Below are 14,149 nucleotides of genomic sequence, written 5' to 3' on the forward strand. Positions count from 1 at the left end.
CAAAAACTCGTGATCATCCTCCTTTTTGATGTTATTTTAAAAGCGTTTTCATTAACATCTAATCTTTTTCCTCACAGATGCGGAAATGGGTGTCCCGTTTTTTCATTCGGATGCTCCAATACTTGAAGCGCCGCCGTCAGTTCCTCAAATGAAGCGGCCTTGATGAGTTGTTCCACCACTTCCTTCCGCTCTGTCAGCCGCACAAGAAATTGATAAAGCGACTGTAATTCTTTTTGATACGTCTTCTGGATACTCAACAAACAAACGACTTGTACTCGATCTTCACCCCACAGCACCGGTTTTTTCAACGTGCAGATCGCACAAAACGTGTCATCTGTTGCCGGCTTCATCGGATGAGGAATCGCGACCAAATGACCGAACGATGTCGGGGACACTTGCTCTCTTTCCAGCAATAATTGTTCAAACTCGTCCGGGATGCGATGTTGTTCCTTTAGCACGTTCACGAAAAATTGAAGAACCTCTTCTCTTGATTGAAGGTCTTGCTGAAAAAATGTCAGCGCCGGACTGACATACCGCAAAACCCCTGTATCCTGTCGATCCTGCACAAAACGTTTCAGCCGTACAATATCATCGTCACTTAAAATCGTATGTACATCAATCACTGGCACTGGCAATGTGTTCTGAAGCGGAATGGTACTAATAATAAAATCAATGCTTCTCAAATCATACGAAGGAATATCCCCAACACTTGCAGTTCCAGCGATCTCCAGCCTTCCGCTAAAAGCCGCCGTCAGCTTATGAAGAAGGAGCTGACTGCTGGCGACACCCGTTGCACACACAATAAGGCATCTCTTTCTCACATGCTGTGATTTTGTCCGCTCGATTGCAGCACCGATATGGAGCGCCAAATACCCAATCTCATCCTCATGGATCTCGACCCCCTCTTTTTCCTTCAGCCATCTGCCCATATAGACACCCGCTTCAAATGCAATGGGATAATGCCTTTTAATGTCCGGTAAATAGGGGTTACGAATGTTCATATCGTACCTAAAACGATGAATAGCGGAACGTAAATGAAGACTTAATCCAACGATTAACTCTTTATCAAATTGAATATCAAGTGACATGTGCTCTTCTACATAAGCAAGCAATTGGTGGGTGAAGCGAAAATGATCCTCTTCTAGAAGATGAAATAATGTATGACCAGCATCTCCGTATGCCATCATCTTGGCTCCCATCAAGTGAATCGCAATGTACGCCATTTCAGATAACGGAAAATCAATAGCTAATACATGCCGAATATCTTCTGCCATTTGTTGAGCCACTTGAAAAACAGGCTGCACTTGAATGTCTTTCAATTCCGCTTCTGGCATCATGACTAGTTTTTTCTCTTCAATTCGTTTGCATGCAATGGCGATGTGGGTGACTAAATTACTTAAACCGATCTCTGACAGATGAAGTCCGTTTGCTTTTGTACGTGAACGCACAATGTCCTGAACCAATTGATACGTTTCTTCAGGTAACAGCGCAGAGTTCGCATGCTCTTGCTGAAACACATGCTCAGCCATACAATATCTTAATTTCATTTCATCCCCTGTCAGCCGCAATCCATATTTAGGGCGATGTGCTACAGAAAGTCCATGTAATGAAAACAAATGTCTGACCGCTTTCAAATCATTCTTCACTGTCGATTCACTCACAAATAGTTCCTCTGCCAACCCATCTAATTTGATATAGTCTTCAGAGAGAAGCAGCCTTTTCAATAGATACGCCACACGGTCTTTAGGCTGATTGGGAATGACCTGTTCCTTTTTTTCGTTTCTTTCTCTCAGCGACTTTTTCAAAAATGTACGAAATGCCCCATAATCCTCGACGGTCAATGAATACCCTGCCCCGCGTTTGATATGTAGTGCGGCTCCATGTTCATCTATTATAGATTTAAGCGCTTTCATATCTGTTCGGATGGTTCGTGATGTGACGCCAATCATGCGGGCAATTTCTTCACTTGTCAGTTCCTGCTCCGCTTGCATCAAGCGTTTCAGGAGCTCCTCCTGACGTAAAGATAGCATGGGCTCTCCTCCCTTGGCATTTACTTTTGCCTATCATCATAAACGAAAATAGAACTCTTTGCCCAGTTTTTCTTACAAATCGGGAACCTCAATATGGCTCAATCGTATGATGATGAAACAAGAGGAGGGATACATCATGGGTTCTTTTATGTTTGTTGTTATGATCATATTGGCTTCTTTAGGAGCAATCATTGCCCACCTGTTCACATCAAAGGATAAACGTACATCTGCTAAGCGTTCTTCACATCACAGTTCAACGACAAGTACCTATACTGATTCATATACTCATCACGCTTCTGATGCCTCCTGCGGGGGAGATTCAGGCGATAGCGGTGGTGGATGTGACTAAACAAAAAAACAGCCGCTCGCTTATAAGACGGCTGTTTTATATTTTATTTTAAAGAGCTTTCCAGCCCCGTTCAATCAAATGTTTAACATCCTTTGCAAAATCCTCGCCCTTTTCCATCACGTCCTGGGCTCTTCCGGCAAAATTACTGGCAACAGCCAGCTCCATTTTTTTTAATTCAAAGTGCAAGATTTTTTGATCAAGCTCGGTTATATATTTTTCATACTCATTGTTCACGATGTCGTGCATTACATGGTAGGCGTCTTTTCGGTGGCGATGAAAGTCGGTTCCTCTCTCACCTTTCCATGACGAATCTAGAGCAGGCTTCTTAATTTCCTTTATGTCTGACTGCGCAAGATCTTGTTCTGTTCGAATATTGCTTTTGGCTGTCTTTAACCGAGAGATCATTTCATCAAATTCTGCACGTCTGTTTTCAATTCCCATATGCAGATGGTGTAGCATCTCGGATAAACTCATGTCATCCACCTCTATCGGACCTCATACGAAAGCACAGCGTCAGAGCCTTGGAAGCTATCGACTCTCTTGATTTTTCCAATCCTGACATTTCTATCGTTTCGCTTTCATTAAGTATAGTATAAGGTGAAAAGCCTCAGTCTTAAATAGGGAAAAGGTGTCCTTTTAGTGACGCGTTTGGAAGAAAAACGGAATAATACAGGGTCGTAAATCCTGAATTATATATAGGTACTTAGATCTATAATTCATATAATTCCATTAAGTCCCAAAGAAACCGAATGCCAATTATTTTGCCGCAATCGCTTCGTCCTGTTCTTTTAAGGTTTTCACATTCGAGCGCGTGTCCTGGACATTTTTGATTAAGGCTTCTTTAAAGTTTGAGACCATTTCGTTCACCTCTGCCTCACGTGCCGTCCACTTGGTCACAAATTCAAGGCTGTTTTCACCCGCTTTATCTGCTGCTTTTTTCATCATTAAATCTTCGACTGCTTGGGAGACTTCATCTAGTTGATTCATAACTGTTTGGTAGTTTAACTTAATTTGTCCCATCGTGATATCCTCCAGATTTGTTCAGCATGAAAGCAGCTTTACAAGCTGCTCCATGCTTTTGAGATCAAGCGTTTGGCGTCCTCTACTGCGTCTTCTCCTTTTTCAGCAAGACGTGCGGCGTCTTCAGCTAAAGAACTGGCAAAGGATAACGTAGCCTGTTCAGCTTCTAATGTACTGATTTTGAATTCGATGCGGCTCACGTAGCGTGGGTATTTGTCGTTCACGATTGTTTGCAGCGCATCATGTGCTTCATTCCGCTCTGATTTGAAATCCTTGCTTCGCTCACCTTTCCAAGAGGCCCCAAGCTTTGGCTGCTTGATTTGCTTCAGGTCTGTTTCTGCCGCATCTTGTTCACGTTCGACCTTACTTTTCGCCTTTTTAAGTCGAGCGATTTTCTCTTCAATTTCTGCTTTTTTACTTGTAATGCCACCGTTTAGGGCAGACAGCATATCCGACAAGCTCATTATGGGTTCCTCCTCCTGTCAAAAAATAAAAACGCTGCTTAGAGTTCCTCTAAACGAGCGTAAGGTGAATAGCACTTTTTCCAATATTGTTATTATAAGGTTCAAAGACTCATGTTTGAATAGGGATTTGTACCCTTTTTATGGGATAAATATGCTTTCGCTCTGCTTCACATTACCTCTTTAGACCTCTTTTATAAAGGGTCTAAACTCCCGATCATCTTCTTTATATCATATGTAGTCTCTCGGTCCTAGGACAAGCAAAAGCCGCCTAATTGAGGCGGCTTTTGTAAACGGCTTATGAAGCCGATTCTTCTGAGTCTTGTTGATTTTTGACGTACCAAATGAATTTCCCTGTATATCCGTAGATAATGGCAAGAGCAATGGCAACAAAGCTCAACCACATAAATGGTAAATATGAGAATGTCGAGACGCCTAGAATTCCAGCCATGTAAATTCCGTTATCTGACCACGGAACCATACCAGACGTCATTGTTCCACCGACCTCAGCGTTTCTAGATAGAACGCGTCTGTCTATTTTCAATTTATCGTAGCTTTTTTCCATAATTTTCGGTGTAAGAATTAATGAAACGTACATTGCACAGCCAAAAATATTTGCGAAGAATGCAACAACAAGTGTAGATAAGGTTACATTTCCTGCATTATATAATTTCTTCTCGAAAGTAGCGACAATCACTTTTAAGACGCCGAGATATTCAAGTACGCCTCCAAAACCAAGCCCGAGAATAATGACCACTAAAGATCCAAGCATATTCACAATACCACCACGATTTAACAGCGTATTTAAGAAATCTACATCTGAATTAATAGAGAAGCCATTGTATGCTGAACCAATCGCATCTGCTGGATTCATTCCTTGGAAAGCCATCGCCCAAATAGATCCTAAAAGAGCACCAATGGCAATGACAGGCATTGAAGGTTTCTTAAATACGAGCAGTAATACAACCACTACTGCTGGGATGACCATCCAAATGTTAATGGTAAATGTATCATGCAGGGCATTTTTCAAAAATTCTACCTTATTTTGATCAATGTTGCGTCCACCATACATAAAGCCTGTAACCGTAAACATAATGGCCGTAATGACAAAGGCTGGTATGGATAAAACCATCATCGCTCGAACATGTGCCAGCACGTCCACTTTTGAAAGAGAGGAAGCGAGCACTGTACTATCTGATAATGGGGATAATTTATCTCCAAAATAAGCACCAGATAAGACGGCACCTGCCACGATCGGAAGTGGAATACCTAGCCCTTCACCAATTGCGATCATCGCAATCCCTGCCGTTCCAACCGTCCCCCAAGAGGTTCCTGTTGCAATGGACATGAGTGCACAGATGACAAGTGTAGCTAATAAGAAGATATTAGGATGAATAAACTCTAGACCGTAGTAAATTAACGTAGGTACAACTCCACCTGCAATCCATGTACCAACAAGTGCACCTACTGCAATTAAAATTAAAATGGCTTCTAGACCATTCGATATCCCTTTTGTGATCGCATTTTGAAGATCCTTATATGAATGCCCCAATCGAATACCTAATGCGATAACTATAAACCATGAGATAAACAATGCTAGTTGAATATCTAATTTGAAATAAAGAGTAAAAGATAAAACAATTGCTAAAAATAAGCCAAGTACAGACACGACTTCTAACATAGACGGCAGACGTGGTGATTTCATTGTGTTTCCTCCCTTTGTGAGTGCGTTAAGCGTTTTCAAAATATTGTGAAAAAAGTGTGTCAATTCGAAAGAAAGTGAATTGCCTGTTTTTCTCTATTTCACAGGCAATTCGACATATTAATAAAATAAAATTTTTGATATTATTCCCGTTCTAGCAGTTCTTGTCCTGCAATACCAGGCTTTGTCATCTCATATGGATTCAAAATAATATCAAGTTCTTCTTCTGTTAACACATCATTTTGCAAGCAAAGATCTCTAATGGATTCTCCACTTAAAATGGCTTCCCTTGCGATTCTAGCCGCGGCTTCATAGCCTAAGTGAGGGTTTACCGCAGTAATGACGCCTGCACTTTTTTCCACATATTCTTTCAAACGTTTTTCATTTGCTTCAATGTCCACTAAACAATGATCTGTGAATGAGCGGAATCCGTTATTCATTATACTAATAGATTGAAGCAAGTTAAAGACCAAAACAGGCTCCATCACATTTAACTCAAGCTGGCCTGCTTCAGAAGCAAGACAGATGGTATGGTCGTTCCCAATGACCTGGAATGCGATTTGGTTAATGAGCTCTGCCATGACTGGATTGACTTTCCCAGGCATAATGGATGATCCTGGCTGACGAGCTGGCAATGCAATTTCAGCAAGACCTGCACGCGGTCCAGAAGCCATTAGGCGAAGGTCATTGGCAATCTTAGACATGTTCATCATGCATACTTTTAATGCGGCGGACACTTCTGTGTAAGCATCTGTATTTTGCGTCGCATCCACGAGATGCTCTGCGCCTACAAGCGGAAGACCAGAAATATCTGCTAGCTTCTTCACAACGATCTCAATATAACGAGGATCTGCGTTTAAGCCTGTCCCAACAGCTGTTGCACCCATATTCACTTCATATAAATGCTGCTTTGATTGGTTGATCCGTTTAATATCACGGCTGAGCACGCGGCTGTATGCCTCAAATTCCTGTCCTAAACGAATTGGAACAGCATCCTGCAGATGCGTACGTCCCATTTTGATCACATGATCAAATTCTTTTGCTTTCTTTTGGAATACGTCCTGCATCGTTTGCATTGTCTCAAGCAGAATGTCTAACTGCTTCAATACAGCAATGTGGATAGCTGTTGGAAACGAGTCATTCGTCGATTGTGACATGTTTACATGTGTGTTTGGGCTTAAATGGATGTATTCACCCTTTTGATGCCCCATGATTTCTAGCGCTCTGTTTCCAATCACTTCATTGGCATTCATATTCATCGACGTTCCTGCGCCGCCTTGGATTGGGTCTACAATAAAGTATTCATGCAGCTTGCCTTCAATAACTTCATCAGAGGCTTGTACGATGGCATTTCCAATTCCTTTATATAAACGTCCAACTTCCATATTGGCTTGAGCTGCTGCTTTTTTCACGATGGCAAAGGCTCTGATCAGTTCCTCGTGCATGCGATATCCTGTAATCGGGAAATTTTCTTTTGCACGAAGGGTTTGAACCCCATAATACACGTCTGCCGGAATTTCTTTTTCACCAAGAAAATCCTTCTCATAGCGATAAGTTGCTTGAACCATCTGATATGACCTGCTTTCTATAGAATAGTTAAATCACTAAATCTTCTGCGATTGGCGTTTCCATAATCTTTTTCACTTCTCTTGGGTCTGTTGTTTTACCTAATGCCCACATAAGTTTCGGCACGATGGCTTCTGTGTTCATGTTTCGTGAACGTGCCACCAGTTCTTGATTGATTTTGCGTCCTACTTCATACACGCTCATGTCTTCTCCTTCTTCAAGACACTGAGTTGTGATGACAACAGAAATTCCTTCTTCAAGCAATTCGTTGATTTTCTCTAAAAGGTTTCTTCCTTCGAAAGGAATACCGCCGCTGCCGTAGCTTTCGATCACGACTCCTTTGTAGACGCCTTTGATTGCATCTAAGAACTCAGGCTTTAGACCTGGGTGCAATTTCAAGAGACAAACGTCGGTGTTTAAAGATGCGTCTAATTTAAGCGGTTTCATTGACGATCTTTTTACTTTGCTATTGTATTCAATTTGATGGTTTTCAATCGATGCAATATATGGGTAGTTAATACTTTCAAATGCATCATAGCTTTTCGTTCTTAGTTTGATTGCGCGTGTTCCTTGAATGACTCTGCCATCAAAGACAACATACACGCCGCCTACGCCGTCACATGCAAAGCGAATCGCATCGGTGATGTTTTTCTTCGCATCTGTTTTCTTAAACGTAATCGGGATTTGTGAGCCTGTAATGACAATTGGCTTATCCGGATTTTGCAGCATATAAGAAAGAGCTGCTGATGTATAGGCCATCGTGTCTGTACCATGCGTGACAACAAAACCGTCATATTGATCATAATTTTCATAAATGGCTGTTGCAATATCCACCCAGTATTCAGGCTGCATATTTGTACTATCTATACTCATTAGGGACTTTGTGTCCATTGTATACTCTGCATTAATTTCGTTTAAATAGCTTAAAAGGTCCTCAGCTTTAACACCTGGAGCCAAACCGTTTTCACTCTCTACAGATGCAATCGTCCCACCAGTGGTTAAAAGCAATAATTTCTTCAACAGGTCCACCTCTTTCAATAAAATTACTTCGTTTGTCACACATATTATAAGCTAGCTTGTGCTATTCTATAATATACGCTTTACGCGTACCTTCATTGCCATTATAGTCACATAACGCGAATTAATCAAGAAATTATTACGCATAACGCGTACATTCCATGTCAAAATATGATATACTGTTGTTGTATATAAAGGAGCGTTCATGTAATGATACTCGATCGTTTAACCACCCTTAGAAAAAAGAAAAAATGGTCTCTCCAGCATACGGCAGATCGCCTAGGTATCGCCAAAAGCACCTATGCCGGTTACGAATCTGGGTACCGACGACCTTCGCTTGAAGCAGTGAAGCGGCTGGCTGATTTGTATGATACGTCCATTGATTTTTTACTTGGTAGAACGGACGAGCCAGAGATACAACGCAAAATCTCTGATATCAAAATTGAACTGACGGAAGCAAAAGAAGGAACCATCCTTGTCGACGGCGTTCCCCTAAATGATGAAGAAATCAAACAGCTTGTTGCCTTTATTCGGGCGAAAAACACTCTAAAAGTATAAACACAGAAAAGAGAGGCCCCTATCAATCGGGTGCCTCTCTTTCCTTTTTCCTATCAGCTGCTTATGAATAAGGAGAAGAAAGCTGACTTAATTCCTCTAACCGCCGCTTCGCTTCATCTTTATTAAACGAACTATAATAGCGATAATTCTCATCATCTAAGATGCGGTAATGCTGACTAAGCACATTTTGCTGAAGACGAAATGTGCCTTTTTTGATAGACGTCCGCCACCAAACCTTTCCGCCAATCGTACGTTCCACCGATAGATGCAATTCATCATGTGCCACGACTTCCAGAATCTCAAGCGGATCATCCCCAAGTGTCCCTTTTAAAATGTCACTATCCCTGAATAATGCACATACGGCCGCAGTTTGCGTCCAGTTGAGGCGCAGCCTATTTTTTTCAACCTGCTGCAAATGCCGTTTCGATAGACCAAGTACCTCAGCCATGCGGTCCTGCGTATAATTCTTTTCTTTTCGAATCCGTGCCATTTGTTCTGTGACGAGGTCGATTACCATCTCTTTATCCATCTCTCATCACCTCTCCGAGTGTTCAGTCTTTACTGACATCATACACGATTTCTTCGAAAAAGTGGCACCTCATCCTTCGGAATCATGGAAAATACATCCTAGTCGATCTGCTCTTCGACCTGACCATGCTGCTGTCTCCAGTTCTCTTGGGCTGACTGATTTAAATATGGGTAGATCTCTTGTTTGACGGCTTGCTCGAATACTTCTTCATCTAAAATACTGTACGCTGGAATCTTGATCAATTTCCCGTCTATTTTCCGAATCAACACATCCATGAAGAGAAAACCCCGTACACTGTACCGATGCCTGCGCATATCGATGGATTGAATGTCTTGAAAAGGGATCGCTTGCCCGCGATGTAAAACCGCGCCATTCTTCCCGCGCTGAATGCGAAAAATCACATTTCCTCTCTTCGTAAAAGCCGGTAAAATCATCAAGAAAGAGATCCAGCCATAAACACTGCCTAGTAGTCCGCCTAAAAATAAAAACAATGTATAATTCGATTCAAATGTAAGAGCTTCTGAAAACAACCAAATACCGATGATACCGAAGCCGCCTGTTGCTAAGAATGCCCATACCCTTAAAAAGGTCCTGCTCCTCACTTCTATTACTTCACTTGGATTCAAGCGTCATTCTCCTTTTCTCCATTAGAATATAGAACGTAATCCGTCTCTGTGAGCCGTCTCCACGCGAAATTCATTTTCTTTTATTCCCGACACAAGCCACGACTGTTTCTCACCCGGAATAACAAATAACATGGATTCCACATCAGGCGTATTATTTTTGTCGTAGACGACCTTCATCAGGGAGTCCATCTTTCCTTTTCTCGTCTGTACATCAGAAACAAATGACTGCATGAGTTCTTCGTTCTCTGCTCGATGAAGGAAAGAGGGCCACTCATTTTTCGCCTCACTTGCTTGCTCTAATAGCTTTTCAAATTCCTCTGCTTGCAGGGTGATGACAGGTGCAGGGTGATCACTCATCTGTATGTTGAAAAAGGCAGTCACTTGCTCCTCTGCCAGCTGATCATCTTTCAGTTTTTGAATCTGATGGACTTGTTGATCATAAAGCGTGTGGTGCGCATATACGCCCGTCTGTGTCGTATGCAAGGAGATACTGACTTCTTCATCTACATCCGCAAATCGAGACGCTTTGATGGTGTGAGATGCATCATTCATCGCCTGGATGAAATGACGGTATTCCCCTTTATAACGGTATTGTCTGTTTCGAAATTCAAGTACACCTTTTGCGAGCAAAGAGCGGCACGCAATTTCAAATAAAAACCCAAGGCGTTCGTCCTCTACATCAGGATAATAAGCTTCCTTTAAGGACATGCCCTGTTCAAAATAGCCTTCACTGTAAAAACTAAAGATGAGTTCCTCAATACTTAGACTTAGCTGATCCAACTTGATCTCTCCTTATCCAAAAGAAAATGCACCCTTAAAGAAATCGCCTGCACCTTTTATGAGCGAATCAGCGGTTTCTTTTGTTTTTTCTATCCCTTTATGTATCACCTGATTTGCCTGATCAATGGTGTCATTGACTGCTTTCACACCTTGACCCGCCAGCTCGAATGCTTGTTTCCCTTTATCGACGACCGCATGAATAGGGTCCTTTAATTTCACTGCAACCTGTTCAGCAAAGCCTGATGTCAGCTTGGCGACTTTTTCTCCTATAAATCCACCGACTGCTGAACCAATGGCTCCTCCGACAACGGTTCCAATCGGTCCTGCAAAACTTCCTAGAGCTCCTCCGACAACGGCACCTGCGACAGATCCGCCAGCGATAAAGACCGTATTGTTCACTGCATTTCCAACAGCCTTCGCATTTTCACGCTTGAGGACTTCTGGCTGATCACCGAATTCTGCATAGTTCTCGGCAATTTTCAAACCACAGCCGACCGTTTCCGTTGCACCAGTGACAACCGTTGCAATGATGGCATTTCCTTTCGCGAATCTTGACCCATTTTTCAGAACAGACTTGATAGCAGCCGTGTCCTTCCAATTGATACTTCCTTTTGTAAAATCACGAACGCTATTCGTAAAGGCAACCGTATCGTCAGGATAAAATTTTGTGAATTTCTTATGGACCAAGTCAGCCATCGACCAGTTTGATCGTTTTAATAATTCTTTTTTACTCAGCCAAATCCTTGCTAGCCGGTCAAATCTCGTTCCTTCTACCCGGCTGGTCAGATCAAGCAGCAGCTTTGAATGCTGCGCTGCATACCGGCCATTGTCTTTAATGAAGGTCGTCATCCCAAGCCCGTAGTATTTCGCCTGCATCATCACAATACCAGCTAAGCTCGTGAGTGTACCATATTGATCATAGATGCTGTACATTTTCCGTAAAATATCGTCTGCTTCGACCATTTTATCTTTTGCATGACGAATCGCAATATCATCACTGCTCAATTTACTGATCAATGCTTGTCCTGCTCCCCATGCATCCCCGACACCTGAAAAACAGCTTCTATACCGAGGATCACAGCCTAAAATGAGACCATCCAGTTCACTATGTAAATCGCGGTGCTTCGTTTCAATGACAGACAATTCGCCTACAACATCATTCGCCAGTCCTGTCAGCTGATCTGGATCAACCACAATGTCACGTGCCATCACATCATCTCCCTTCTCGATTTCTTTCTCTCCGTTCTTCTCGTCTCTTTCGCTCAAGCTCTTCCATTCTGGTAATTTCAGCTTTCCGTTCCTCGATTTTGACCGCTGCGTCGCGCAGTTCCTGACTTGTTTCAAGCAAGTCCTTTTCAAATTGATCATAGCGTGACGTTGTTTCCTCAAAGCTTTGATCAAATTTATTCCTTGCTTCTCCCTGCCAGCCTGATCCTACTGCCTTCAGCCGATTCTCCAGCAGCTGCTTTGACTGCCGAATCTCATCAGCTGCTTCCTGAAACTTTTGAGCGAGTGCCAGCGTTTGACTAGAATCCAACTTTCGCACCCCTTTCTCCCAATTTAACGTACAAATGGATGATTTTATATGTCCTCATTATAAATAAAAAGACACCCAAAAAAATCACCCTAAAGAACCATTCAACACACCGCCTAATGAAAGTAGGTCTTTTTCCTCTCTAATTTCCAGAGAAAACCTTTCTTGTTATGAAGCGCATTCAAGACGTGATAAAATGGACGTATTCTACAAAAGGAGTGACGTATAGATGAAAAAGGAAATGATTCAGCGTTTCACAAATTATGTGAAGGTAGATACGCAGTCAGATGCAGAAAAGGAAAGCTGCCCATCTACTGAAGGACAGTTGAACCTAGCGAGACAGCTAGTTGAAGAGATGAAGTCCATCGGGATTCAAGAAGTGACAATGGATGAAAACGGCTATGTCATGGGAACGATCCCGTCTAACACTGACAAAGAAGTGCCGACCATTGGCTTCCTGGCTCATATCGACACAGCCACTGACTTCACCGGCAAGAATGTGAAACCGCAGCTTCATGAAAACTATCAAGGCGGCGACATCACCTTAAATGAAAATCTACATATCGTTTTATCTCCAGCACAGTTTCCAAATTTACAAAAGTATCAAGGACATACGCTGATCACAACAGATGGCACGACCCTGCTTGGTGCAGATAACAAAGCAGGTATCGCAGAAATTATGACCGCTATGCATTACTTGATTGAGCATCCAGAAATCAAGCATGGAAAAATTCGCGTCGCCTTTACACCAGATGAAGAAATTGGCAGAGGGCCGCACAAATTTGATGTTGATGCCTTTGGCGCTTCCTATGCTTATACAATTGACGGAGGACCGCTCGGGGAGCTGCAATATGAAAGCTTCAACGCAGCAGGTGCGAAAGTATCAATTAAAGGAAACAATGTCCACCCAGGGACAGCAAAAGACAAAATGGTCAGTGCTGCGAAGATTGGGATGCTCTTCCATAACAAACTTCCTTCTGATGAATCTCCGGAATATACAGAAGGCTACGAAGGTTTTTTCCATCTCACGAAGTTTGTAGGAGAAGTCGAAGAAGCAGAGCTGCAATATATTATTCGTGATTTTGATAAAGACAAATTTAACGATCGCAAAGCACTATTTGAAAAAATAGCAAATGACTTAAAAGCCATCTACGGAGAAAACAGCATAAATCTCAGCATTCAAGATCAATATTATAATATGAGAGAAAAAATTGAGCCGGTGAAACATATTGTGGATATTGCCCATGAAGCAATGGAAAACCGCTCAGTGACACCTGTGATCGAACCCATCCGCGGCGGTACAGATGGCTCCCAGCTTTCATATAAAGGTCTTCCAACGCCAAACATCTTTACTGGCGGGGAAAACTTCCACGGTAAATATGAATTTATTTCTGTCGAGAACATGGTGAAAGCAACAGAAGTCATCGTTGAAATCGCACGTTTATTTGAAGAAAAAGCATAGATATGTTTACAACCGTTCCTGTTCGGGAACGGTTTTTTAATAAAAGTTTACAATTTTCTGAAACTTTTATGACACTTTTTCGTACTAATAGAGACAACACCAGAAAAATTCTTCTTGACGAGTGCAATAACTGGAAATATAATAGTTAAAAACAACCAGTATTTTAGACCTAAATTAGCAGATCAACTAAACCTTAAGAACTAAACCGATTCTGCTGCTTATTTTCAGTTATAAACATCACTCACCCTGTCTACACTAAAGAATAGGATGAATTGGAGGAATGTCATATGATGATTTTATTGATTATCGCTTCACTTTGCTGCTACTTACTATTCTCTTTCAAAAAAGATAACCGCACACCAAAACGAAAAAGCGCAGAGCTTTCGGAGTTTGAAATCTTTCGTATGCGCCGCCACTACAACGGAAAACGCCGTCATCCACTAAACGATGCACCTAAACAAGTATAAATCTAAAGAGAGAGCCTCATGAGGGGCTCTTTTTGTTTGAGTAAATAA

Annotated in this window: 16 protein-coding genes; 4 read left to right on the forward strand and 12 right to left on the reverse strand. The window is 42.0% G+C overall.

The window, feature by feature from the left end:
* Window positions 1-71: 71 nt before the first annotated feature.
* A complete protein-coding gene (locus tag MHH26_RS16340) occupies window positions 72-2,030 on the reverse strand; it encodes a BglG family transcription antiterminator (protein WP_340974083.1) in 1,959 nt (652 codons plus the stop codon).
* A gap of 136 nt (window positions 2,031-2,166) precedes the next feature.
* Between MHH26_RS16340 and MHH26_RS16345 the strand changes: the two genes are divergently transcribed.
* Window positions 2,167-2,379, forward strand: a complete 213-nt coding sequence (locus tag MHH26_RS16345) for a hypothetical protein (protein WP_223250412.1) — start codon at window positions 2,167-2,169, stop codon at window positions 2,377-2,379.
* A 48-nt stretch (window positions 2,380-2,427) separates the two neighbouring features.
* Here MHH26_RS16345 and MHH26_RS16350 read toward each other — a convergent pair whose 3' ends face one another.
* The 6 genes from MHH26_RS16350 to MHH26_RS16375 form a co-directional block, all read right to left on the reverse strand.
* Window positions 2,428-2,853 (reverse strand): YwqH-like family protein, encoded by a 426-nt coding sequence (locus MHH26_RS16350; RefSeq protein WP_034660466.1) that lies wholly within the window; start codon window positions 2,851-2,853, stop codon window positions 2,428-2,430.
* A 282-nt stretch (window positions 2,854-3,135) separates the two neighbouring features.
* Entirely contained in the window at window positions 3,136-3,399 is a 264-nt protein-coding gene (locus MHH26_RS16355; protein ID WP_334750584.1) for a YwqI/YxiC family protein, read from the reverse strand.
* Window positions 3,400-3,437: 38 nt separating this feature from the next.
* Window positions 3,438-3,863 (reverse strand): YwqH-like family protein, encoded by a 426-nt coding sequence (locus tag MHH26_RS16360; RefSeq protein WP_340974086.1) that lies wholly within the window; start codon window positions 3,861-3,863, stop codon window positions 3,438-3,440.
* Between the two features lie 295 nt (window positions 3,864-4,158).
* The gene (gene nhaC, locus MHH26_RS16365; RefSeq protein ID WP_106030679.1) at window positions 4,159-5,565 is read right to left on the reverse strand and encodes a Na+/H+ antiporter NhaC; all 1,407 of its coding nucleotides are present in this window, start codon (window positions 5,563-5,565) and stop codon (window positions 4,159-4,161) included.
* 140 nt (window positions 5,566-5,705) lie between these two features.
* Window positions 5,706-7,130, reverse strand: a complete 1,425-nt coding sequence (aspA, locus tag MHH26_RS16370) for an aspartate ammonia-lyase (protein ID WP_307500510.1) — start codon at window positions 7,128-7,130, stop codon at window positions 5,706-5,708.
* A gap of 28 nt (window positions 7,131-7,158) precedes the next feature.
* Window positions 7,159-8,148 carry an asparaginase gene (locus tag MHH26_RS16375; protein ID WP_003215391.1) on the reverse strand — a complete coding sequence of 330 codons (990 nt, stop codon included), beginning with the start codon at window positions 8,146-8,148 and terminating at the stop codon, window positions 7,159-7,161.
* Between the two features lie 207 nt (window positions 8,149-8,355).
* Here MHH26_RS16375 and MHH26_RS16380 point away from each other — a divergent pair, with 207 nt between their 5' ends.
* Window positions 8,356-8,703 (forward strand): helix-turn-helix domain-containing protein, encoded by a 348-nt coding sequence (locus MHH26_RS16380; RefSeq protein WP_003214932.1) that lies wholly within the window; start codon window positions 8,356-8,358, stop codon window positions 8,701-8,703.
* A gap of 61 nt (window positions 8,704-8,764) precedes the next feature.
* On the opposite strand, the gene MHH26_RS16385 is transcribed toward MHH26_RS16380, so the two are convergent.
* The 5 genes from MHH26_RS16385 to MHH26_RS16405 all read right to left on the reverse strand — a co-directional run bounded on the left by MHH26_RS16385 (window position 8,765) and on the right by MHH26_RS16405 (window position 12,175).
* Window positions 8,765-9,232, reverse strand: a complete 468-nt coding sequence (locus MHH26_RS16385) for a helix-turn-helix domain-containing protein (protein ID WP_034660471.1) — start codon at window positions 9,230-9,232, stop codon at window positions 8,765-8,767.
* A 98-nt stretch (window positions 9,233-9,330) separates the two neighbouring features.
* The gene (locus MHH26_RS16390) at window positions 9,331-9,858 is read right to left on the reverse strand and encodes a YfjD family protein (RefSeq protein ID WP_334750586.1); all 528 of its coding nucleotides are present in this window, start codon (window positions 9,856-9,858) and stop codon (window positions 9,331-9,333) included.
* A 21-nt stretch (window positions 9,859-9,879) separates the two neighbouring features.
* A complete protein-coding gene (locus tag MHH26_RS16395; protein ID WP_334750587.1) occupies window positions 9,880-10,638 on the reverse strand; it encodes a hypothetical protein in 759 nt (252 codons plus the stop codon).
* A 12-nt stretch (window positions 10,639-10,650) separates the two neighbouring features.
* Window positions 10,651-11,847, reverse strand: coding sequence for a DUF6861 domain-containing protein (locus MHH26_RS16400; RefSeq protein WP_034660741.1), 1,197 nt, complete (start codon window positions 11,845-11,847; stop codon window positions 10,651-10,653).
* 4 nt (window positions 11,848-11,851) lie between these two features.
* Window positions 11,852-12,175: a WXG100 family type VII secretion target gene (locus tag MHH26_RS16405; RefSeq protein ID WP_307500512.1), complete on the reverse strand. Its 324-nt coding sequence runs from the start codon at window positions 12,173-12,175 to the stop codon at window positions 11,852-11,854.
* A gap of 226 nt (window positions 12,176-12,401) precedes the next feature.
* Between MHH26_RS16405 and pepT the strand changes: the two genes are divergently transcribed.
* Window positions 12,402-13,634: a peptidase T gene (gene pepT / locus MHH26_RS16410; protein WP_106042949.1), complete on the forward strand. Its 1,233-nt coding sequence runs from the start codon at window positions 12,402-12,404 to the stop codon at window positions 13,632-13,634.
* 287 nt (window positions 13,635-13,921) lie between these two features.
* Window positions 13,922-14,101: a hypothetical protein gene (locus MHH26_RS16415; protein WP_003215411.1), complete on the forward strand. Its 180-nt coding sequence runs from the start codon at window positions 13,922-13,924 to the stop codon at window positions 14,099-14,101.
* The last annotated feature ends 48 nt before the right edge of the window (window positions 14,102-14,149 follow it).

Source organism: Bacillus sp. FSL K6-2839, from assembly GCF_038003365.1.
Lineage (GTDB): Bacteria > Bacillota > Bacilli > Bacillales > Bacillaceae > Bacillus.

Bases quoted from the DNA above. Each gene is read 5' to 3' on its own strand.
- MHH26_RS16340 (WP_340974083.1), bottom strand. From the start codon at position 2,030: ATGCTATCTTTACGTCAGGAGGAGCTCCTGAAACGCTTGATGCAAGCG.
- MHH26_RS16345 (WP_223250412.1), top strand. From the start codon at position 2,167: ATGGGTTCTTTTATGTTTGTTGTTATGATCATATTGGCTTCTTTAGGA.
- MHH26_RS16350 (WP_034660466.1), bottom strand. From the start codon at position 2,853: ATGAGTTTATCCGAGATGCTACACCATCTGCATATGGGAATTGAAAAC.
- MHH26_RS16355 (WP_334750584.1), bottom strand. From the start codon at position 3,399: ATGGGACAAATTAAGTTAAACTACCAAACAGTTATGAATCAACTAGAT.
- MHH26_RS16360 (WP_340974086.1), bottom strand. From the start codon at position 3,863: ATGAGCTTGTCGGATATGCTGTCTGCCCTAAACGGTGGCATTACAAGT.
- nhaC (WP_106030679.1), bottom strand. From the start codon at position 5,565: ATGAAATCACCACGTCTGCCGTCTATGTTAGAAGTCGTGTCTGTACTT.
- aspA (WP_307500510.1), bottom strand. From the start codon at position 7,130: ATGGTTCAAGCAACTTATCGCTATGAGAAGGATTTTCTTGGTGAAAAA.
- MHH26_RS16380 (WP_003214932.1), top strand. From the start codon at position 8,356: ATGATACTCGATCGTTTAACCACCCTTAGAAAAAAGAAAAAATGGTCT.
- MHH26_RS16385 (WP_034660471.1), bottom strand. From the start codon at position 9,232: ATGGATAAAGAGATGGTAATCGACCTCGTCACAGAACAAATGGCACGG.
- MHH26_RS16400 (WP_034660741.1), bottom strand. From the start codon at position 11,847: ATGGCACGTGACATTGTGGTTGATCCAGATCAGCTGACAGGACTGGCG.
- pepT (WP_106042949.1), top strand. From the start codon at position 12,402: ATGAAAAAGGAAATGATTCAGCGTTTCACAAATTATGTGAAGGTAGAT.
- MHH26_RS16415 (WP_003215411.1), top strand. From the start codon at position 13,922: ATGATGATTTTATTGATTATCGCTTCACTTTGCTGCTACTTACTATTC.